The organism is uncultured Bacteroides sp. (assembly GCF_910586915.1).
Lineage (GTDB): Bacteria > Bacteroidota > Bacteroidia > Bacteroidales > Bacteroidaceae > Bacteroides.
Genome location: NZ_CAJULN010000004.1, coordinates 37912 through 58035 on the forward strand (window position 1 = coordinate 37912; position 20124 = coordinate 58035).

The 20124-nt window shown below is 45.5% G+C and carries 17 protein-coding genes; 2 read left to right on the forward strand and 15 right to left on the reverse strand.

The annotated features are described in order from the left end of the window. Positions 1–116: 116 nt before the first annotated feature. On the reverse strand, positions 117–1100 hold the full coding sequence (locus QZ331_RS02640) for a FecR family protein (RefSeq protein ID WP_294627815.1): 984 nt from the start codon (positions 1098–1100) through the stop codon (positions 117–119). 165 nt (positions 1101–1265) lie between these two features. Between QZ331_RS02640 and QZ331_RS02645 the strand changes: the two genes are divergently transcribed. Beyond that, positions 1266–1826 (forward strand): RNA polymerase sigma-70 factor, encoded by a 561-nt coding sequence (locus QZ331_RS02645; RefSeq protein ID WP_294627817.1) that lies wholly within the window; start codon positions 1266–1268, stop codon positions 1824–1826. Between the two features lie 274 nt (positions 1827–2100). Here QZ331_RS02645 and QZ331_RS02650 read toward each other — a convergent pair whose 3' ends face one another. From QZ331_RS02650 to QZ331_RS02695, 10 genes are all read right to left on the reverse strand, one after another. Continuing rightward, positions 2101–3111 (reverse strand): aldo/keto reductase, encoded by a 1011-nt coding sequence (locus tag QZ331_RS02650; RefSeq protein WP_294627819.1) that lies wholly within the window; start codon positions 3109–3111, stop codon positions 2101–2103. Positions 3112–3150: 39 nt separating this feature from the next. Beyond that, a complete protein-coding gene (locus tag QZ331_RS02655) occupies positions 3151–4638 on the reverse strand; it encodes an MBOAT family protein (RefSeq protein WP_294627820.1) in 1488 nt (495 codons plus the stop codon). Beyond that, a complete protein-coding gene (locus QZ331_RS02660) occupies positions 4625–5542 on the reverse strand; it encodes an SGNH/GDSL hydrolase family protein (protein ID WP_294627822.1) in 918 nt (305 codons plus the stop codon). Before QZ331_RS02660 ends, QZ331_RS02655 begins: the two co-directional genes overlap by 14 nt. Next, complete coding sequence (locus QZ331_RS02665) at positions 5529–6926, reverse strand: SGNH/GDSL hydrolase family protein (protein ID WP_294627824.1); 1398 nt, start codon at positions 6924–6926, stop codon at positions 5529–5531. Before QZ331_RS02665 ends, QZ331_RS02660 begins: the two co-directional genes overlap by 14 nt. A 160-nt stretch (positions 6927–7086) precedes the next feature. After that, complete coding sequence (locus QZ331_RS02670) at positions 7087–8415, reverse strand: retropepsin-like aspartic protease (protein WP_294627825.1); 1329 nt, start codon at positions 8413–8415, stop codon at positions 7087–7089. A gap of 32 nt (positions 8416–8447) precedes the next feature. Beyond that, on the reverse strand, positions 8448–8936 hold the full coding sequence (locus QZ331_RS02675; protein ID WP_294627827.1) for a hypothetical protein: 489 nt from the start codon (positions 8934–8936) through the stop codon (positions 8448–8450). Further along, positions 8920–10071, reverse strand: coding sequence for an AAA family ATPase (locus QZ331_RS02680; RefSeq protein WP_294627829.1), 1152 nt, complete (start codon positions 10069–10071; stop codon positions 8920–8922). Before QZ331_RS02680 ends, QZ331_RS02675 begins: the two co-directional genes overlap by 17 nt. A gap of 162 nt (positions 10072–10233) precedes the next feature. Continuing rightward, on the reverse strand, positions 10234–10389 hold the full coding sequence (locus QZ331_RS02685; protein WP_294627831.1) for a hypothetical protein: 156 nt from the start codon (positions 10387–10389) through the stop codon (positions 10234–10236). Between the two features lie 28 nt (positions 10390–10417). Continuing rightward, complete coding sequence (locus QZ331_RS02690) at positions 10418–10975, reverse strand: GIY-YIG nuclease family protein (protein WP_294627833.1); 558 nt, start codon at positions 10973–10975, stop codon at positions 10418–10420. Between the two features lie 15 nt (positions 10976–10990). Continuing rightward, positions 10991–13015, reverse strand: coding sequence for a hypothetical protein (locus QZ331_RS02695; protein WP_294627835.1), 2025 nt, complete (start codon positions 13013–13015; stop codon positions 10991–10993). A gap of 569 nt (positions 13016–13584) precedes the next feature. Here QZ331_RS02695 and QZ331_RS02700 point away from each other — a divergent pair. Beyond that, positions 13585–13920, forward strand: a complete 336-nt coding sequence (locus QZ331_RS02700) for a hypothetical protein (protein ID WP_294627837.1) — start codon at positions 13585–13587, stop codon at positions 13918–13920. Between the two features lie 263 nt (positions 13921–14183). Here QZ331_RS02700 and QZ331_RS02705 read toward each other — a convergent pair whose 3' ends face one another. Genes QZ331_RS02705 through QZ331_RS02720 form a run of 4 tightly spaced genes read right to left on the reverse strand, consistent with a single transcriptional unit; the run spans position 14184 to position 20095 of the window. Next, entirely contained in the window at positions 14184–14477 is a 294-nt protein-coding gene (locus QZ331_RS02705) for a PG0541 family transporter-associated protein (RefSeq protein ID WP_294627839.1), read from the reverse strand. A 15-nt stretch (positions 14478–14492) separates the two neighbouring features. Then, positions 14493–17651 carry an efflux RND transporter permease subunit gene (locus QZ331_RS02710; RefSeq protein ID WP_294627841.1) on the reverse strand — a complete coding sequence of 1053 codons (3159 nt, stop codon included), beginning with the start codon at positions 17649–17651 and terminating at the stop codon, positions 14493–14495. A gap of 35 nt (positions 17652–17686) precedes the next feature. Then, entirely contained in the window at positions 17687–18709 is a 1023-nt protein-coding gene (locus tag QZ331_RS02715; RefSeq protein ID WP_294627843.1) for an efflux RND transporter periplasmic adaptor subunit, read from the reverse strand. A 39-nt stretch (positions 18710–18748) separates the two neighbouring features. Further along, the gene (locus tag QZ331_RS02720; RefSeq protein WP_294627845.1) at positions 18749–20095 is read right to left on the reverse strand and encodes a TolC family protein; all 1347 of its coding nucleotides are present in this window, start codon (positions 20093–20095) and stop codon (positions 18749–18751) included. Positions 20096–20124 lie beyond the last annotated feature (29 nt).

Below are 20124 nucleotides of genomic sequence, written 5' to 3' on the forward strand. Positions count from 1 at the left end.
ATTGGGAAACGGCAATTTCCTAATCCTTTTTGTTTTTCATGTAGTGTTCATCATTTTTTTCTTTTAGGGTTAGCAATTCATTTAAGTTTATAATAATATCAGGCTGCCTTTCTTTTTTATCTTGGAGTTACTAAATAAGTTCCATCCGATTGCTTCAAAAAACGAATAGGAGTAATCAGATTAATTGTTTCGAAGATATTCTCTAAAGACTGTTCTATATCAAAACGTCCCGAAAAAATCTCAGTTTTCAAATTATCCCCTTCAATACGAATCTCCGTATGATAGCGCTTACTTAACATAAACATCACATCTTCCATCTTAAGGGATTCTATATTCATGTATTTATCTTTCCAGGCTGTGTAGAGTTGTAAATCGACATGGTGCACTTCGATACCAGACTGGTAGCTGACACGTCCCATCTCACCCGGCCGTAAAATCACCCCTTCGCTTGTTTCATTGCATCCGTTCAGTTGGACGGAACCGGACTCCAGTACAACTTCCGCCATCTTTTCCGATTTGGAGACTTTCACATCAAAACGGGTACCCAACACTGTCACTTCCACTACATCGGTAATTACCTGAAAGGTTCTTCCATTATCTTTCTTCACATCGAAAAAGGCTTCTCCTTCCAAATATACCTCTCGGTCGTGAGCCGACAGCTTATCAGGATATTTCAAGCTTGAACCGCCGCCCAGCCAAACTTGCGAATTGTCAGGAAGCGTAAAGAGTAAAGCCTCTTTTCCCTGATTCATCACAATCAGCATATCCGGTTTGCTCCAGGTGTGATAGCCCAAAAGTCCTCCCAAAACCAATAGAGTAGCAATACAAGCCGCAGCAGCATAGCGATGGAGAGTCCACATCGGGCGATGTTTCTTTTCCGATTTCATGCCAGCTTCGATTTTACCCCAAGTCCGGTTCTTTGTTTCCTCAAGCAAATGAGCATCCATACTTACCTGCGAATTGTCCACCAGCCGGGAAGCCCGATGCAACGAGGTCTCTTCCTCCAACAATCGTTCCAATGTTTCTTCCTCTTCTTTACTAAGAGTATGGGCAGTCCTCTTAGCAAGCAAATCCCATATATTACTATTTTCTTTCATCATTTTACGAATATTATTAAGCGCTTCTATATATAAAGACAGAAATAAAATGCAAAATACGTAGTCGTGATTAAAATAAAAAGCTATTTTTGCAGATAAATTATGTTAACAGACGCTTCTACATATTAATAATTTAAGTTTAATCAATTTACAATCAACCTGTTATCCATGTCGCAAGAGAAAGAGGAAATAACTTATCTATTACGACAAATCAGTGAAGGAAACACTTCCTGTTTTGAGAAGATGTATAAGCGGTATTTTGAGAAATGTTATTCCATTGCATTATATTTCGTTCAGTCACCCTCTTCTGCCGAAGACGTATTGTCTGAGGTTTTTCTCTCCTTATGGAGTAAACGCAAGTACTTGAAAGAAGTAAAAGAGTGGGATTCTTATCTGTTTATGACAGTGAAGAACCACGCCGTCACATTTTTAGAGAAGAACCAGCAACAAGACAATCTAAGTTCGATTGACCAATATACAATAGAAATAGCAGAAAGCGAACTTACACCGGAAGAGAAACTGCTGAAAAAAGACATGGAAGAGAATATGCAACAAGCCATCCGGCAACTGCCCGAAAAAACCAGAATCGTCTATTGCATGGTAAAGGAGAAATACATGAGTTATAAACAAATCAGTGAAATACTGAACATATCCGAACGGACTGTCAATGCACACATGACAACTGCCATCCGCAAATTGACGGAAAGTCTGCAAAAATATTTCGGATAGAGCGGTTTACATACACTTCTTTGCCAACCACGTAGCCAATCGGATAATACCGTTCTGATTATCCGCTGTTTTTATGCACCCTATGACCGATTTGCAGCACATATAGCTCCTATTTTCACCGCATATATATCCTACTTCCAGCATCTATATGTCCAATGTCCAGCGCATATATGTCCTGCACGCAGCAGATATATATGCTGTAACAAGTTGGTTATTAAGATATAATACCCTCATTCGGCAGATAGGGAAAGATGACGGACAAGCATTAAACTTTTCAACCGATAAGCAACAAGACCTGTTCAATCGCTGCCAGTTCTTCCCTTGTAAAGTCCAAATGTTCCAACGCCTTGAGGTTGTCTGCCAACTGGCTTACCGAACTTGCTCCTACTATCACCGATGTCATTCGCTCGTCTCTCAGCACCCAGGCCAATGCCATTTCCGCCAAAGTCTGTCCACGGCGGCGGGCTATTTCGTTCAACTGCCGGGCAGCCTCCACCTTCTCCGGCGTCACCTGCGAACGCTGAAGAAAACCGGAAGAGCGTGCGGCACGCGAACCTTCGGGGATACCGTTCAGGTATTTATCGGTGAGCAGGCCTTGCGCCAAAGGTGAAAAGGCGATAAAGCCCGAACCGAATTCGGCAGCCAGTGAAAGAGTTTCGGCCTCCACCGTACGGTCGAACATACTGTAACGATACTGACTGATAAGGCAGGGCACGCCGGCTTCGGTCAACATCGTGTAAGCGATACGTGCCTGCCGTGGCGGATATTTGGAGATACCGACATAGAGGGCTTTGCCTTGCTTCACCATATCAATCAAAGTCTGGACGGTTTCTTCCACCGGAGTTACGCCGTCATAACGATGGCTGTAGAAAATATCGAAATACTCCAATCCCGTGCGGCGGAGGCTCTGATCGATGCTTGCCATCAGATTCTTACGGGAACTGTTTCCACCGTAAGGCCCCGCCCACATCTCGTGTCCGGCTTTGGAAGAGATAATCATTTCATCCCGATAGCCTCGGAAGTTCTCTTTCAGGATACGCCCGAAGTTAGTTTCCGCGCTTCCGGGAACAGGACCGTAGTTATTTGCCAAATCAAAATGGGTGATGCCGTGGTCGAAAGCATACTTTATCATATCGGTTGCCACGGTGAAGTCGTCTACACTACCGAAGTTGTGCCACAATCCCAAAGAAATAAGAGGCAACCGCAAACCGCTCTTGCCGCAATATTTATACTGCATACGGTCGTAACGCCCGGCTGCCGGCTGATAAGTGAATGAATGCTCCATACGATTGATGTTTTTCTTTATCTGACAATGTGATAAGGGTTAGAACTGGAAATATATAAACGGCTGAATCTCCGAGCTCTTCATCTGCACGACGATGTATATCAGTACGACCATCATCAGTGCTTTCCCCACAAACGGCATACGGATGACACCGCGACATACCGCATTCTCCCAACGGCCGGGCGCGAAATGAAGCAGGAAGCCGAGCAGCATCAAGGCAAAGACTTTCCAATAGCCTTCGAGCAGTTGCGGAAGCAGTTGGGGGCGGAAGGTGGTGAATATCTGTTTCAGCATATCCACCGAATGCTGGAAGTCGGCGTTGCGAAAGAATATCCAGCAGAAGCACACGAAATGGAAAGTAACCACAACTCCCAACACGCGGCGCCAGCCGTGGCTCTGTTCGCCCTTCTTGCGCCCGGCGACTGTCATCCATATTTTATGCAACGCCAAAGCAACGCCGTGAAAAGTGCCCCAAAGTACGAAATTCCAGGATGCGCCGTGCCACAATCCGCCTAAGAACATGGTGATTATCAGATTGAGGTATTGGCGGAACTTTCCTTTGCGGTTTCCACCTAAAGAGATGTAGAGATAATCTTTCAGCCAACTGGACAGGGAGATGTGCCAACGGCGCCAGAATTCGGTGATGGATGCAGACTTATAGGGCGAATCGAAATTGAGATTGAACCGGAAACCTAACAGCAGGGCGATACCGATAGCCATGTCGCTGTATCCGGAGAAGTCGCAGTAAATCTGCAAGGCGTATCCGTAAAGCCCCATCAGATTCTCGACTCCCGAATAGAGGGTGGGATTGTCGAAGATACGCTCCACAAAGTTGATGCTGATGTAATCGGAGATGACGGTTTTCTTGAAAAGCCCGGCGGCTATCAGGAAAATACCGCGTCCGAACATCTCCTGCGAAACAAAGAGCGGTTGCCGTATCTGCGGGATGAAGTCGCGGGCACGCACGATGGGACCTGCCACCAATTGCGGGAAGAAGGATACATAGAAAGCATAGTCGAGCAGGCTGTGCAACGGTTTGATTTCTTTCCGGTAGACATCGATGGTGTAGCTCAACGACTGGAAAGTGAAGAAGGAGATGCCGACAGGCAGAAAGATGTCGAGCGCCGTAAACTCCCCTCCCATCAGCGACGCGATGACGCCGCCCAAGAAGTTGGTGTATTTGAAATATACGAGAAGCCCCAGATTGACACTCAGACTCAGCGTCACCAGTCCTTTACGCAGCCAGCGTCCGCAGGCACGGGCGATGAGCAACGCCAGGAAGAAGTCGCACACAGTGACAAGGGCAAGCAGGAAGAAATAAGTGCCGCTACTCTTATAATAGAAATAGTAAGAGAAGAGGGTAACGAACAGGATACGGGCGGTGTATTTGTGTTGCAGCAACACATACACCACCATAAAAGCGACAAAAAGCCACAGAAAGATACCACTGCTGAATATCATCGGCGCTTGCGGGTCGTAGGTCAGTACCTCCTTCAGTCTGCTGAAATCTATATCAATGGGAAACATAGTCGTTGTATGCTTGGATAATGGCTTGGTATAACAAATTTCCCTGAAGGACGTATCCTTCGGGCATATAGTGCACGTGGTCGGGACGCATCAGTCCGGCCTCCGTCCAGTTGGTGCAGGCGCGGCTCTTGCCGCCCACCACGTCGTACATATCCCACACCAACAGGTGGCAGTCGGTCGCATAGCGCCTGATGGTTTCGGTAGCGGTCGCCGTGCGGGGATTGACGGTATAGGTACGCTTGCGCCTTCTTTGGCGGAAACTCTCGTACGAGCCGGGCGGGGTGGTGAGCAGGATGGGCACGCCGGGCATACTGCGTTGCAGCAGTTTGACAAGTTCGTCCATCTGGTTGTAGTGCGCGTTGGCATTGTAGCGCCGGTTGTGGCTTTCGTTCGTGCCAAAAGAGAGCACCAGCAGTTCGGGCTTCAAGGCGGCGATTTCATCGATGCGCCCAGGATGGGTAAAGGTAAGGCAGGTAGCACCGTTCACTCCCTTGTCAATGTAGGAAACGGCACCGAACACATCGGCAAGGCGTGCTCCGGTAGTCTGCGGATAGATATGTCCGCGTATGTGGCTGTCGCCGATATGGACGATGCGCACCGTATCTTCGGAAAGCCCGGCACGCACTTGGCGGAGATGTTCGAATACGGGAGCCAACAGGCCGATGCTGTCGACAATCTCGTTCCGTCCGGTTTCGCGGAAGGTTGGCGGAAGGACGACAGGAGCGGCAATGGTATCGTCAGCCCAATGCATCTCGCGCAGGGGCTTGATGCTCTTCAACGCCTTGCCCAACGGCGGGCAGGCGGGGACGCGGTCTTGTGCCGCAATCCTTGCAAGGAAACAGGGAGCCGCGAGGAGTCCCGCCAACAAAAGTATCAGTACAGGCAGCAGGTTATTCTTTCTCATATGCTCTTCTCCTGTCATATTGTTCTTTGCCATATATCAATGTCTCGTAAAGCAATCCTGCCAGGTGCTTGCCGCCCCGGAAGTTGATATGCGTGTAGTCGTAGTTTGCCATAGAGGGTTTGGCGTGCACCATTTTCGCCATACTGCCTTCGCCGCCCATTGCTTCAAACATATTCCAGAAGGCGATACCGCTTTCGGCAGCCATGTTCTGCTGATATCGGATGAGGTTCTTCACACCGGGCATGGTACGGAGTTCGCCGTTCTCGTTCTTGTAGTTGCGGTCGCCGACGCTCAGCAGGAGGATTCCGGCTTGCGGAAAACAAGCCTTCAAATGGTCGATAACGGCAAGAAGCCCTTTCTGATAGGGGTCGTAGTTGCGTCCGCGCTGGGTGGCGACGTTCAAGCCGTATTCAAGGATGATAAGGTCGTAAGGCCGATAGCGGTTGAACGCCTTCATCATGTGGGGCGGGATACCGCGCAACGACAGTCCGGAGCTGCCGCGTAGTGAGAAGTTGTCGAGGATGATGCCTTGCTTTCCGTCCATCGCCAGTCCGTAGAAAAGAGTGGAGTCGGTGTGGTTCACCGTCCAACGGATGGAACCAATGTTGCCGTCCACCTGCATCTCTTGCAGACCGCCAGTGGGAGGAAGTATGTAACTCCTGTCGGTGCCTTTGTTCACGCAGGCAGTGAGACGGAGGGAGTCCTTGTTAAGGAAAAAGATGGATGCGCGCTGGCAGGTGTCGAGCAGTGAGGCGTATTTGTCCTGTCCGCGCAGCTCGACATAGGCGCCGCGACGGGGGACGAAATAGTGTCCGGAGATGCCTTGTTTCTTCTTGTCGAAATAGACGGTATCCGTCACCGCGTGACTGCTCCATCCGCCGAAAAGGTGGCGCACCGTAGGGCGGTAGCCGCTCGTCATAGAGGTGATGGTGACGAAACCTACTCCGCAACCGCCGAACCGTTGCTGCAACATCTCGCGCAGGTCGGCAGTGAAGATGTCGGCTTCGATGAAGGAGTCGCCGAATACGGCAATACGTACCTGGCGGTCGGTGGAGTCGAGAGCTTCGGCAGAGAGACGGTCGAGTGCTTCGTAAAAAGGAGTCATGCCGCGAGAGGTGGAGTCGCTGTAGTCTTCGATGCAGGTAAGCCCTGTGCGGCAGGTATCCACAAACTCCGGTTTCACGACGGGCGGCAGAGGGATGCTGTCCGAATCGGCTGCGGCGGTATCCGCGTCCGGATAGCGGAGGTCGCTCAAAAGGTCGACACGCCGCATGGTATGTCCGTCGACGGTGATAGCAGGCAGCCAGTGAAGCCCGAGCAAAGCGGCAAATACCGTCAGCACAAGCCACAAGGAATATGTCAGGTAGTTCTTGATTATCTTCATCTTATCTAAAAATAGGAATAGGGGATGCAAACTTAGATAAAAATGACGAAAATGCCGAACAAAAAGGAATAAAAGTCAGCAAAAGATATGGCTGATACGCATTTGCAGAAGTCAATCACGTTGCCGACGAACGATGCTACCGCTTGCCCGGAAAGAGGGACTACGGTATCGCTTCCAAATACATCTCTTTAAGATTCAGAATAACTTTCGAGAACCTCTCCAACAGGTTCACGCCGATAACTCCGTCTTCTCCGCCGTTCAATAAGGCGGTATTCTCCGGCTGGCCGGTATGCAGGCCGATACCCGTGTTCACTACCACGGAATCGAGAACGGCAACCCCGTTTCCTATAGCAAACTCCATCGAAGGCAATGTATAGCTACGGGTAACGGATACACCGCCCACTCCGGCAAGGCGCAAAGAGTCGGGCGTAGCCACAGCTTGTACCTTTTCCTTGTGACGGGCATACCAAGCGGGCGACAAGGTAGTGTGATAGATGCCTGTATCAAAGTGAAAACAGAGCGGTGTTCCCTCTTTACTGACGGTGGTCAGACGCAGGTTCTCACCGTCTGTACGTATCAGATTGCTTTCATTGTACGGACGCTGCGCAGGCGTCTCGGGGATGACGAACTCACGGCGTACAAAGTCGAAGTGTATCTCCTGCATACGCAACATGACGGGAAGCCCGATGACCGGCGGAAGTTGTCGGCCGATGCTGTCCGCCTTTGCATGACCTGTCTGAATATCTACCACAAGAAAAGGTACATTGGTCCATGTCGTGCTGCCGATTCGCAGGGTGTCGCATAGGGCGTACCGGCCTTGTTGCAGGCCAATACCTGCCACCGACATATGGGCCTCCAATAAGCGGAGACCACATCTGCGTGCCTGCTGCGAAGATATTGTATTGACTCCTGCACCGGTATCGAAACACAGGCTACTTTCCTGCCCGTTGAGGTGACCGTCCATACGTAGCAGTCCCGTCCCTTTATCTATCGTCATCGGAATGCGGTATTCGCCTGCCGTATGCTGAGGTTGGCAGATGGCGCCGCAAGTTGCATAGGCACGGTATTGTTGCGACAGGGTACGGTAGACATCGGTTTGTGTGCTGTCCAGTCCTTGCGCTGTCAGTTGGTCGTAGAGGCTTTGCAGCAGTCCGGCGGCGTCAGCATAGTGGCCGGCACGTGCCAGATTCACTCCCATCAGCATAGCCATGCTCAACGTATTCGCTCCCAATTCTTGCTGATGATTGTTCAGCAGTTCTCCCAATACTATGCATACCGAGTCGGGACGGTTGAAGTAATGATGGGTCATACCGACAGCCATCTGACGAAGCAAAGGGGTAACGGAATCTGCCGGAGTAGCTTTCAACTCGCGGGCAAGGTCGAACCAACGGCTTTCGTTCATCAAACTGCCGATGCGTTGGTCGACGTTCTGTGCCTGGAGTGTGAACGAAAGGAACAGACAGGCTAAAAGGATGAGTTTCTTTGACATATTTAGGTGTTTTAGTGTGATAATTATAGGTGTTATGTCAGTTTGTGAACAGGCACTACTTTTATACCCAAACTTGCGAGTGTCTTAGCTTGTCGAGACTGTGGAAGTATATATCCTCCCTTTGTATGAACCCAAACAAAGGATACAGATGCTTTGGGCAAGGCCCACAATTGCGGTGCTTTATTCTTCAGCCATGCTTTTAACCAAGAAAACTTTGCTTCAATTGTTGCAACCTCGGAAGTATAGGCAGGGTGTACTTCAATATAACATACTTTTCCATCATAACCAATTGCATAGTCCCAACGGTTATCTTCCGGATATAGTTTCTTAACGGCACTGTCAATATCAACACTTCCATCTATTTTTATCGGCTCAGAGGCAATCACCTTTCCTGTTTCACTCTTTTTTAAGGCTTGAAGCCCTTTACAATAAGCAGATGATATTTCTGAGGTATTCTCCACTGCATGCTGAAAGGGAGATTTCGGCTTTGCCGACAGTTGTCTTTTATTCGTTCGCGCCATATCTCATCATATATTTAGAAACGACATCCGAAGCTTTACTTGCAAACTGAGACAATCCTCCCCATTCAGACTCTTCAATATTCTCGCTCGCTATATTAAGTGAACTTATATCAAACGTTTTTACTCCGCTTAAAGTATGCGCAAAATAATATGTTTTCATTTCACGATTAGTGATTCCTTGAAATATTTTGCTAACGTTGCTATTGGGGGATATTTCAAACAAGTCACACAAAGCTTGTTGTTGTATATTCGGGGGAAATTGCTGAATAAGCCTATAAGCCCATGCAAACTCAAGCATAACAGATGAATGAGTGGAAACAACAACCTTATATCCAAATTTAATAAATTCCAATATCTGCATGATTACACTCTGTATAGCTTTAGGATGCAATCCCATTTCAGGCTCTTCAATAATTATATATTCATATTGTTCACGATTAATTGTTTTTATTACAGGTCCGGTAAGGCAATATATCGCCATTAACAAGGGCATAAATTCTTTTTGTCCGGCACTCCATGTCATAAACGGCAAACTACTGTCGCCTACTTTCATCCGCATTTTTTTTTGCCCGGATTGTTCATCTATTACCACTTGTCCTCCATGAAATATAGTATCATCGAACGACTTCTTTACCCCCCCCTTCAATCTGTAATTCAATGGAAATATTGTTTGCTCGTTTCCCATACCATTTTGAAAAAACAAGCGCAGAGTTTCACTGAAATTACGAAGAACATAGGGCGAGGAAATATCATATTCCATAAAATTCTTAGGACGTCCATCCGAAATTGATAAAATTCTTTGTGCCGGTATATAGAATACCTTTTCCCCTACATCTTCACCAACTTTGAGAAGAAAGTTCTTTTTATAGTTTTTTCCATCCGCCTCTACCAATGTTTCCTTTTTCCACATTGTAGAAAGACAATCGCCAAAATAGTAATTGAGTATTTTATCAGGTTGTTTGTCTATAACATAATTATATCTCGTTAAGGTCTGTACTATATGTTTTTGATCAACCAATAGTTTCAACATCTGAAGGAATAATGTTTTACCACTAGCCTGTGGTCCTAATAAAATAGTAAGATCTCCCAATTGGATGTTCAGACTCTTGATAGGACCAAAATTTGTAAGTTTCATACACTCCATTTTTCTATAATTGTTTTTATACATACAAAAGTAGGTCATATTAGTCTAAAACACAAGGTTCTCAGAGTTATTTTATACTTTCTGTGAAAAATATAAAATAGCCCTGAGACTCTAATTGTTTTGATATTAATGAATTCTATGATTATTCTGGATTTATGCCATTAACAAATCTTGCAACCATAGATGAAAACTATCAACTTCTGAACATTCTCCACCTATTATGTCTATGTAGTTGATAGCATAAGACAAATCTACTTCATATCCATAAAAGTCTCTTAAATCCTGTATTAATCCTTCCGGCGTTATCATAATAAATACTTATTATTGGCTACATGAATCAACCATTAAAGTTAGTCTTATTTCGCAAAGTTTTTAATAGTGCTCTGTATTCTCTATTTATCGGATTCTTATTTCCTGATATATTTAGTGGTGGATTATAATCATTTATAAATTCTTGTTCAAGATTCTCTATTTGTTCCTTTTTTCTATTTTCCACACTATAAAATAATAACAAATTTTCCCTCATCCATTGTGACAGTGTTTCTTCATCATTTTCATTGAATTTAGTTTTTCCATTGGCAGGATTATTCTTATCTCTTGGTATTTTAGGAAAGCCCATAAGACTACCAAGAGATTTGCGAAGAGTTGATCTTCCCGCATTCTTGCCTATGAAATGCTGTTGGTAGTCACGTTTTCTAATACTTACGGTACTAATGCCGGTATATATTATTGGGTAATGATTGTTATTATGATCTATATAGTGGAATTTGGGACTTACTTCTATTGAAGGTAGTTGAGAAGCAGTTCGTAGAACAATTAAGTAATTTCCCGGAAAATCAGGAAGACTCGACTGACAGTCCTTCATGGGATCAAAGATTTTGAATAAATTATTCATGATTTCGATATTTATTTAGACAGTTAATATACCTAATTCTTTTAAAGTCAAAATATCACTTCTATAATATGGATTTTTAATATTTTTACCAACGGGAGTAGCAGAATTGTATATCAATCGTTTAGGTAACAGTTCTACACATTCGGAAGGTATTAGAAAGTATTCTGTAGAATCAACATTAGTACCTACGACCTGGTTCCCTTTTAAACCTAACAACGAATGTTCTGAGATATATTCTGTAGAATATAATTTTATGAATGTATCATTATTATATAATGAGAGAGTTGCAATGTATGTTTCTTCACTAATAACATATATACCTTTTAAACAATCCTGTGAATAGCATCCATTGGAATATATTTTTTCTCTTTTTTTCTCTTGTAATACTCTGACTGGTATTTTATTGACACTTCCATGTTCATAGCATTGTAGTACAAATTTATCTATATCGGGATTTATAGAAATACTTTTAATGATATTGTTTTCAGAGAGTAGTTTGTCTGTAATGATATATGTTCCATCTTCATATAAAGATAGAAAAAAATTGTTCCGTTGGAGTTCTATTTCGGTTTGGCTGGAAATAGATGAATAAATATTATCTTCCGTTTCTTCTATGTCTTCTACTTCAAAATCTTCGTCCTCCTCTCTTCTATTTTCATATTCTTCAGAAAAATACAACATTTTATCAATATCACTTAGCAAATTGATGAATTCCTCTTTGTTTTCAAGCAATTTGTAACCATAAATGATACAGGTAATCGCACTTAACACCTGTGGTTGCATATCAATGTATGAGTGTATGTTTTGACTATTTGTATTTTTAGGCTCATTAAGTAAAGAATACAGAACACTAAAAGCATCATCATTTATTTTTTCTTCAATTTTATGTGAAAGTTCATACATTTGTACAATGTTATTTACAATTCTCTTTCGTTCCATTTTTACTCTATAAGCTAATATCCCTTGAAATGCTTTTAGGCATTTATCTTTGATGCTTTGAAGTGCTTCATTAGGTGTGCTTGTGGAAAAGCTATCATATAGTATTTTACAAGTTTCTTTATAAAAAGAGAGATTTTCGCTAAAAAAGCAAGGATCTATTTCAAATAAAGCAAATAAAGTTGACATTTCTGAAATAGTTTTTTCAGCACAGATAAGAGTTTCTTTATATTGGGAAATTGAATTTGTTTGAAGAATTTCAATTGCTTTTTGAAGTCCTTCGTATTTTTTCAATTTGGGAAGTTTTTTGGCTTCACAAAGTTTGAATGCACGCGCCCAGTCGATTAAGCGAATCATCAAATTTGCAAATTCTGCTAATTCATCTAAATTTTCTTTCTGAATTAATATATATTTGTATGTTTTATCCAAATATCTAATATAGTTTGCAATCCATTTGTTGTTTTTACTTTGGTATAAGTTTATTATATTTTTCAATTGTACGTTCGTGGGAAGGTAAATTATATCATAAAAATATTTTTTTACAAGTCCTTCTTTATTGATAATTTTAAATAGAATAGTTTCATCTATCCATGCAATGTTTATTACATTATTAGCATTTTGAATATTAGTTTCCATATAGTCAGTACCAGCTTTTTTTGCTACTTGCAATATGAGACTCTTTTGTTTTCTATCAATAGAATTTATTCTACATTTTATTGGAGTTTCTTTATTTTTCAGATTAGATGGAAGTTGCTCATATAGACGATGGACTAATCCATACTTATCTTTTAATACAGAAAAAGGAGTTCCTTCCATATCTATACTCTCTTTTACATAATTAAAATCATATTCTTCTTTTTCTTTGTACAATTCATACAAAACAGAAAGTTTGTCTTCTATAAATATATGGGAACCATATGAATCAACACCTCTATACTCACATCTTATGATATTTTTCTCCGTTTTTTGATATATTTCAAAAGGAAGCATTTTTATCCAACATTCTTTATTATCAATGACTATTACATAATAGTAATTACCTCTTGTTTCGGCAATTCTTTCTACCATAAAGTTGTAACTTAATCCTTTTTCAAATGTCGTCATAGTGATTTTAGTATTTCGATTTAATATTATAAAAAGAAAGTGTGGCGCCTATCATCTATCTCACTAAAAGCTACACTTTCATCAATAAACATATGTATGATATATGCCCCAACCTGTCATGTTGGAACTCTGCAAAGCTACAAAAAAGTTATTGATTATCAAACACAAAAGGGGATATTGCATTTTTCTCAGTAATCATTTTTTTTCGTTATCAACTCATCAACATCTATCTGTGCGTCATAGATTTCAGGTGGATAGGCAATCTCATCTATGCCTTTCAAAATATCATTCCTATTTTTATAAAAATTGTTACTCATGACTTATTCTGTCTTTTCAAACGGTTATTACAGGAGAATTTACTATCACATATTTCATTTTCTGCGGACAAATATAGCGAGACTGAGCGACAAAGTGTGTCGTTATGTGGAAATCTTGATGATTTCTTCTCACCGTTATCAACTTTAACTTATATCAACCTTCCCCCTAAAATAACAAAAGAAAAACTTGCTAATCTACAATATTTACATAATATTGTAATCGTCCAAATCGTACACCTAAACAATACTCTTATGAAAGCACGAATCAAACCGGGCACTCCTGCCATTATCCTCTCAGGACCGCTCACGGTCTTAATGTGCACCGGGAACGACTGCTTGTTCATCTTCTCTTTTGCTGCTATCTGTACAATTAACGTTATATATCACATTGACAAGCATTTGGAGTTCCCATCTGTTTCTTGCGATGGAAACGGTCGTATCCATGCATGGAAACAGTCGTGTCAACGTATGGAAACGAGTGTGTCAATGTATGGAAACGGTCGTGTCAATGCGACGACACAGACATTTCGCATAAAGCAACCAACCGTTTCCTATATAGATAATGATTGCAATATTATCACACTATAAAAACGAATGTTTGTGTTTGCCATAGCCGTCTCCGTCTGTATGCATCTCCTGATTGATGATTATGCAATCAAAGTGTCATGTATCGGTTTGACAAATCTGATACTGGCCTTAGCCACCTTAGCGTATATGTATATTTCAGGAAACGGTAAACCGAAGCAACTCACGGAGCAAAAGGCTAACAAACGACAGAAGTGCCCCTCAAAAGTCAGATACAAGACTTTTGAGAGGCACTTCTCATCTCCACCGGACGAAGAACTATCCCGTTAAATCGTCCGTTCGATACCCCATACAAAGGCGCGCAAGCCTAACTGTTCGGTCTCCAAGTCCATCCGGTGCAGCGCGTCCAGCAGCGGGTCTACCTTCGTATCCTCCACCACCGTGATGATGGCGGAACACATACTGGGCCATGCGTGGCTGCCGTAATGCGGTTCGCCTGTCTTGGAGCCGCGTCCCTGCACCTTATCCAAATACGTAAATCCACGGCAACCCATACGGTCGAGCAATGCTATGATGCGCTCGTAATAAGCCTGGTCGAATGTTATTAATATAGATTTCATTGCGTTTCGTTCTATTTATTTCTTAATGATTTCATCTTTATGCAGTTGGAAGTACTCGTTCATCTCGCGCGCCTGCTTAATCTTGCGGCGTTGGCGGCGAACTCCCACACTACCGAAGATGCAGTACATCACCGGCACGTAAATCAACGTCAGGATGGTAGAGACTGCCAGACCACCGATTACGGAAATCGCCATCGGACTCCACATCTCCGCTCCCTGTCCCGTGCTGACTGCCATCGGAATCATACCGAGGATGGTCGTGGCAGTGGTCATCAATACCGGACGCAAGCGGCTCTTGCCCGCCGTCACCACCGCATTAAGGATGGACTGCCCGCGCTCGCGGCAGAGGATGGTGTAGTCGATAAGCACAATACCGTTTTTCACCACGATACCAATCAGCATGATACCTCCCAACAGACTCATCACACTCAGCGTAGTGTTGGTGATGAACAACGCCATCAGGATACCGCTCAGCGCAAAGAACACGGAAAGAATCAGAATGAACGGATAAGTCAGCGACTCGAACTGTGCCGCCATCACGATGAATACGAGGATGACAATCAGTACACCCAATGTTCCCAAGTCGCGGAACGAATCCTGCTGGTCTTCGTAGGAACCGGAAATCTGTATCGTCACGTCGCCCGGCAAATCCATCTTGTCGATAATCTTATTGCCGGCAGCCACCACGTCGCCCAGCGGAGCACCCGAGATAACGGCCGAAACGGTCACAATACGTTCGCGGTCTTTACGCTCGATGGTGGGCGGGGCGAAACGTTCGACAACCGTTCCCACATCTTTCACGCGCACCGCCTGTCCCTGTGAATTATAGATAAGGATGTTTTCGATGCTTTCCAGACTGGTACGGTATTCGGGAGCGTAACGCACCTTGATGTCGTACTCGTCGCCGTCCTCACGATATTTGGAAGCTACGGAACCGTTGATACGGTTGCGCAGGAAGGTTCCCGCCGTAGAGAGGTTCAATCCGTGCATTGCCAACTTCTCGCGGTCGAAGTCCACCTGGTATTCGGGCTGGTAGTCGCTACGGCTGATATTGACTTCGGTCACTCCCTTCACGTTGAGCAGCTCGCGTTTAAGGCGTGCCGACACGCTATCGGTCAGCTCCATGTCGTATCCGTAAACCTCGAAGTCGGCGCTTGCCTGGGCAGACATACCACTGTTGCTACCACCGAGAATCACCTGCGCCTTACTGAATTCAGGATATGCCTTGAGGTCGTCGCGCATTTCGTCGCAGACGGTTTCCAGCGTCACGTCGCGGTCGCCCGGGTCGACAAGACTGATGTTGAAGGAGATGATATGCGAACCGTTGTCCTGCATAGACGCCCATGTATTGTCGGAGTCTGCCTGACCTACCGTATAGTTGCACACTTTTATGATGCCTTTATACTTCGTGCGCCACTGTTCGGTCAGTTTCGCCGAAAGTTCCTGGGCAATCTCCTTGCGCGTACCGATGGGCAACTCTAACTTCACGGCAATACGGGCGTTGTCCTGTGCGGGGAAGAACTCCGTACCGATACCCTTAGCACACAGCAGACTGAGGAAGAAGAAGGCGATACATCCGAAGATAACCGTCCAGCGATGGCGAACCGCCCAGTTGAGCATCCTTGCATACCAGGCGTCGAGTCCGTCGAGCGTCTTTTCAATCGGAGTAAAGAAGAGCTTGAAGGCTTTCGTCTGCTTCTTCTGCAAACGGAGCAACTGCGAACAGAGCATCGGCGTGAGCGACAGTGCCGAAACGGTGGAGATGAACATGATGGCACACATCATCCAACCCAACTGTTTGAAAAGCACACCCGACATACCGCTTACCATCGTCAAGGGGAAGAACACGGCAATCATGGTCAGCGTAGAAGCGACTACGGAGATTGCCACCTCGTTCGTACCGTGCACTGCCGCCTGTTTGGGGTCGGAGCCGCGTTCAATATGGGTCGTCACGTTTTCGAGCACCACAATCGCATCGTCCACCACCATACCGATAGCAATAGAAAGTGATGAAAGCGAAATAATATTAATCGTATTTCCACTAATCGCCAGGTAAATGAACGAGGCAATCAACGAAAGCGGGATGGTGATACAGATAATCAGCGTTGCGCGCCAGCGTCCCAAGAAGAGGAACACGACGATTACTACGAAGAGCAAGGCATACATGACGGTTTCGGTCAAACTGTCGATGGTGTTGAGGATGTTGTCGGACGTATCGACGATGACGCCGATTTTCACGTCGCTCGGCAGGTTCTTCTGGAGTCGGGGCAGTGCTTCCGCCACTTTCTTGGAGATTTCCACCGAATTGGCGCCCGCCTGCTTCTGCACGATAATCATGGCACCCTTCACACCGTTGTTATAGGTCTCCTGCGCACGCTCTTCCACAGAGTCGACGATGCGTGCCACGTCGCGCAGAAAGACATTGGCTCCATTGTGCGTACCTACTACGACATCCGCCAGTTGGCGCGAGTCTTTGAATTCGCCTTCCACACGCAACGAGTAGGTCTCGCTACCGATATCGAAGTTACCGCCGGGGATATTGCGGTTTTCGGCTCCGATGATGGAACTGATGGTTTCGATGGTGAGGTGGTAGGCTTCCAATTTGTTGGGGTCGCAATATACCTGAATCTCGCGTTGCGGCGCACCGCTGATAGAGACGGTTCCGACACCCGGAATACGCGCCAACGGGTTCACCACGCGGTCGTCCAGAATTTTATAGAGAGCAGACTGGCTCTCGTTCGCCTGCACCGAAAGCAGCACGATAGGAATCATGTCCGTACTGAACTTGAAGATAATCGGATTCTCGACGTCGTCGGGAAGCTGCGAGCTTACCATGTCGAGTTTGTCGCGCACATCGTTCGTGAGTACGTCGATATCGTTGCCAAACTCAAACTCAAGCGTAATGAGCGACATATTCTCGGACGAGCGAGAAGTAATATGTTTCAGATTGCTCACCGCGTTCAACGTATTTTCGAGCGGACGGGTCACATTGTTTTCTATATCCGAGGCACTGGCGCCAGGATAAGCGGTCATCACCATAATCGTATTTGTATCAATGTCTGGATACAAGTCGATAGGTAACTTAGACAAAGAGAAAAGACCAAAAATCACTACTGCAAGGAAGCAGAGCGAGGTCATAATCGGTTTTTTAACCGCACCTTCGTATAAACTCATATTAATAATTTGTTATCACTTACAACTTTCTCGTTTTATTTTTCCACTTCTACTTCCATGCCGTTCACCAAGCGGGACTGACCGGCTACGACTACTTGCGAATTGTCGGGCACACCGGACTTCAATTCATATTCCGCACCCATACGTCTGCCCAGTTCCACTTTGTTGTAAGACACCGCACCGTCTTTGTAGACAAACACGTAACGGTCGCCCGAACCAGCTTGTTTCACAATTGCCAAATCGGGAACTACCACGTTGTCGGCCGTACCGAAGTTGAGCGTTGCACGGGCAAACATTCCCGGACGCACGCGCTGGTCTCTGTTGTCCAGTCTAATTTCCACCTGGAAAGTACGCGTAGCCGCGTCTATCGTAGGATATACCAGATGAATGTTTCCGGTGAATACTTCATCGCCGTAGACATCGAGTTTCACCTCTACCGGTGCGCCTTTCTTCACTTTCGTAAAGTAAGTCTCGGACACGTTAATGAGCAGTTTCACCGGAGTGATTTGCTCTACCACTAACACCGGAGTGCCACCGCCGTACATATCGCCGTTGTCGTAGTTGCGAGCGGTAATCACACCGTTAATCGGGCTTAACAGAGCGGTGTTCTCCAAGAGGTTCTTGTAAGCCGTCTGCTTCACGTCAAGCTGCATCTTCGAAGCGTCCCATTCCGATTTGGAAGCTCCGCCTACTTTATAGAGTTCGTCGATACGATTGAATTCTATCTGCTGGTTGTCGAGCTGGAGTTTTGCCTGTTTCAGACTGGCGGCGTCCATCTGCACCAATTTCTGTCCTCTGGACACGCGATCGCCCACTTCGACAAAAATACGTTCGATGCGCACGGGCGACGCGGGAGCGATGTTGTTCTTCACTTCGGCTTCCACCGTTGCCGTATATTCCTGTATCTGTTCTACGGGACGCGCCTTTACTTCTGCCAACTTCACCACGGGCTTCTCGTCCACGTGTTCGGTCACAGTAGCTTTGTCTTTTCCACCGCCTGTACATGAGCCCATGCATACGGTCAACAGCAGGGCTGCTAATTGGATATTTCTTTTCATATTCCTTGAGTTGTAATTTTCGTTGTTGTCTTTTAATCGTTATTCTTTTCCTAAAAGTTGGTCGAGGTCTGCCTTAGCCACGAGATAGTCGTATATCGACTGGTTGTAGGTGAGCTGCGCCTGTGTGAGCGATACTTGCGAACTGTTAAGTTCGAGCACTGTGCCCTTGCCCACGTCGTAACGCTTTTCGGCTATCGTTACCGCCTTTGTAGCCTGCATCACGTTCTCCTTGTTGCTGACTACCTGCTCGGTGCTGGCTGCCATGTTGTTACGGCAATTCACAATCTGCATATTCAGCTTCCGTTCCGTGTCGATGCGATTCCAGTCGAGCTGGCGCATCTGGATGCGGGCGGATTTCACCTTCGTAAAGTTGCTCGCCTTATAAAGAGGGATGCTGAGGTTGAACATCAGGTTCGAACTGTTGCTCCATGCATAGTCGAATATGTTGATGTTGGGATTGTACAAAGACTGGTATTTGTAGGAGAAACTCATCGAAAGAGTGGGCATAAAGTTTGTCTTTAAGGACTTGACGTTCTTTTCCAACAGCTTCATGTTCAAATCCAACTGCTTCATGGTGGTGTTATTGTCCAGATTGATTTCCTCGTCTCTCAACTGATTGGCAAACATCGCCGTCTCATAGTTGGTCAGGCTGTCGTTAATCTTAATCTCCACATCGGCAGTGACACCCATCAGCACCTTAAGCTGCAACTTTGCCAGGTTCACGGCATTGGCTGCCGAAATAAGGTTGGGCTTGATGCTGCGCATCTGTACCTCCGCACTGATTTTGTCGTACTCGCTCACGCTACCCTGCTGGTATTTCGCATTAACCACGTTGTAGTTGTCTTCCGCCAACTTGTAGCTGCCTTGCAGCACTTCGTAGCTGTCTTGCGCAAGCATCAACTGATAATACGCCTTGCTCACCTGGTTTACCAGGTCTTGCTTGGAAGCGCGCGACTTCTCCACGGCAAGTTCGATATCGGTCTTTGTCATCGACATGGCACGGTACACACCCGGCACAAACAAAGGCAGGTTGATGCTCAGTCCGCCATTGACGGTATTCGTCCCGTCCTGTCCCATCTTGAACGACATATCGTTCAACTTCATTTCCGCCGCCTTCACCGTGTGGTCCAACGCCCCAGCGATGCTGGCATCTGGCAGAAGGCTTTGCCACGCTTCCTTGCGGGCTACTTTCTTCAAGGCGACTTCTTCTGCCGCCACTTTCATTGTCGGATTCTCATCCAGGGCAATCTCCACGGCTCTGTCTAAGGTCAAGGTCAACGTGTCTGCCGCTACCTGAGTCTGCTGCGCCTTCGCCAAACTAAACGCACAGAACACTACAGACAGCAGAAGCGTCTTCTTACTTGTCAGTCTTTTCATCTTGTTCATAAACTGGTTTCTAATTAAATCTTTTATTT

Coding starts and splice junctions, on each gene's coding strand:
- QZ331_RS02640 (WP_294627815.1), bottom strand. CDS start 1,100: ATGATGAAAGAAAATAGTAATATATGGGATTTGCTTGCTAAGAGGACT.
- QZ331_RS02645 (WP_294627817.1), top strand. CDS start 1,266: ATGTCGCAAGAGAAAGAGGAAATAACTTATCTATTACGACAAATCAGT.
- QZ331_RS02650 (WP_294627819.1), bottom strand. CDS start 3,111: ATGGAGCATTCATTCACTTATCAGCCGGCAGCCGGGCGTTACGACCGT.
- QZ331_RS02655 (WP_294627820.1), bottom strand. CDS start 4,638: ATGTTTCCCATTGATATAGATTTCAGCAGACTGAAGGAGGTACTGACC.
- QZ331_RS02660 (WP_294627822.1), bottom strand. CDS start 5,542: ATGAGAAAGAATAACCTGCTGCCTGTACTGATACTTTTGTTGGCGGGA.
- QZ331_RS02665 (WP_294627824.1), bottom strand. CDS start 6,926: ATGAAGATAATCAAGAACTACCTGACATATTCCTTGTGGCTTGTGCTG.
- QZ331_RS02670 (WP_294627825.1), bottom strand. CDS start 8,415: ATGTCAAAGAAACTCATCCTTTTAGCCTGTCTGTTCCTTTCGTTCACA.
- QZ331_RS02675 (WP_294627827.1), bottom strand. CDS start 8,936: ATGGCGCGAACGAATAAAAGACAACTGTCGGCAAAGCCGAAATCTCCC.
- QZ331_RS02680 (WP_294627829.1), bottom strand. CDS start 10,071: ATGAAACTTACAAATTTTGGTCCTATCAAGAGTCTGAACATCCAATTG.
- QZ331_RS02685 (WP_294627831.1), bottom strand. CDS start 10,389: ATGATAACGCCGGAAGGATTAATACAGGATTTAAGAGACTTTTATGGA.
- QZ331_RS02690 (WP_294627833.1), bottom strand. CDS start 10,975: ATGAATAATTTATTCAAAATCTTTGATCCCATGAAGGACTGTCAGTCG.
- QZ331_RS02695 (WP_294627835.1), bottom strand. CDS start 13,015: ATGACGACATTTGAAAAAGGATTAAGTTACAACTTTATGGTAGAAAGA.
- QZ331_RS02700 (WP_294627837.1), top strand. CDS start 13,585: ATGAAAGCACGAATCAAACCGGGCACTCCTGCCATTATCCTCTCAGGA.
- QZ331_RS02705 (WP_294627839.1), bottom strand. CDS start 14,477: ATGAAATCTATATTAATAACATTCGACCAGGCTTATTACGAGCGCATC.
- QZ331_RS02710 (WP_294627841.1), bottom strand. CDS start 17,651: ATGAGTTTATACGAAGGTGCGGTTAAAAAACCGATTATGACCTCGCTC.
- QZ331_RS02715 (WP_294627843.1), bottom strand. CDS start 18,709: ATGAAAAGAAATATCCAATTAGCAGCCCTGCTGTTGACCGTATGCATG.
- QZ331_RS02720 (WP_294627845.1), bottom strand. CDS start 20,095: ATGAACAAGATGAAAAGACTGACAAGTAAGAAGACGCTTCTGCTGTCT.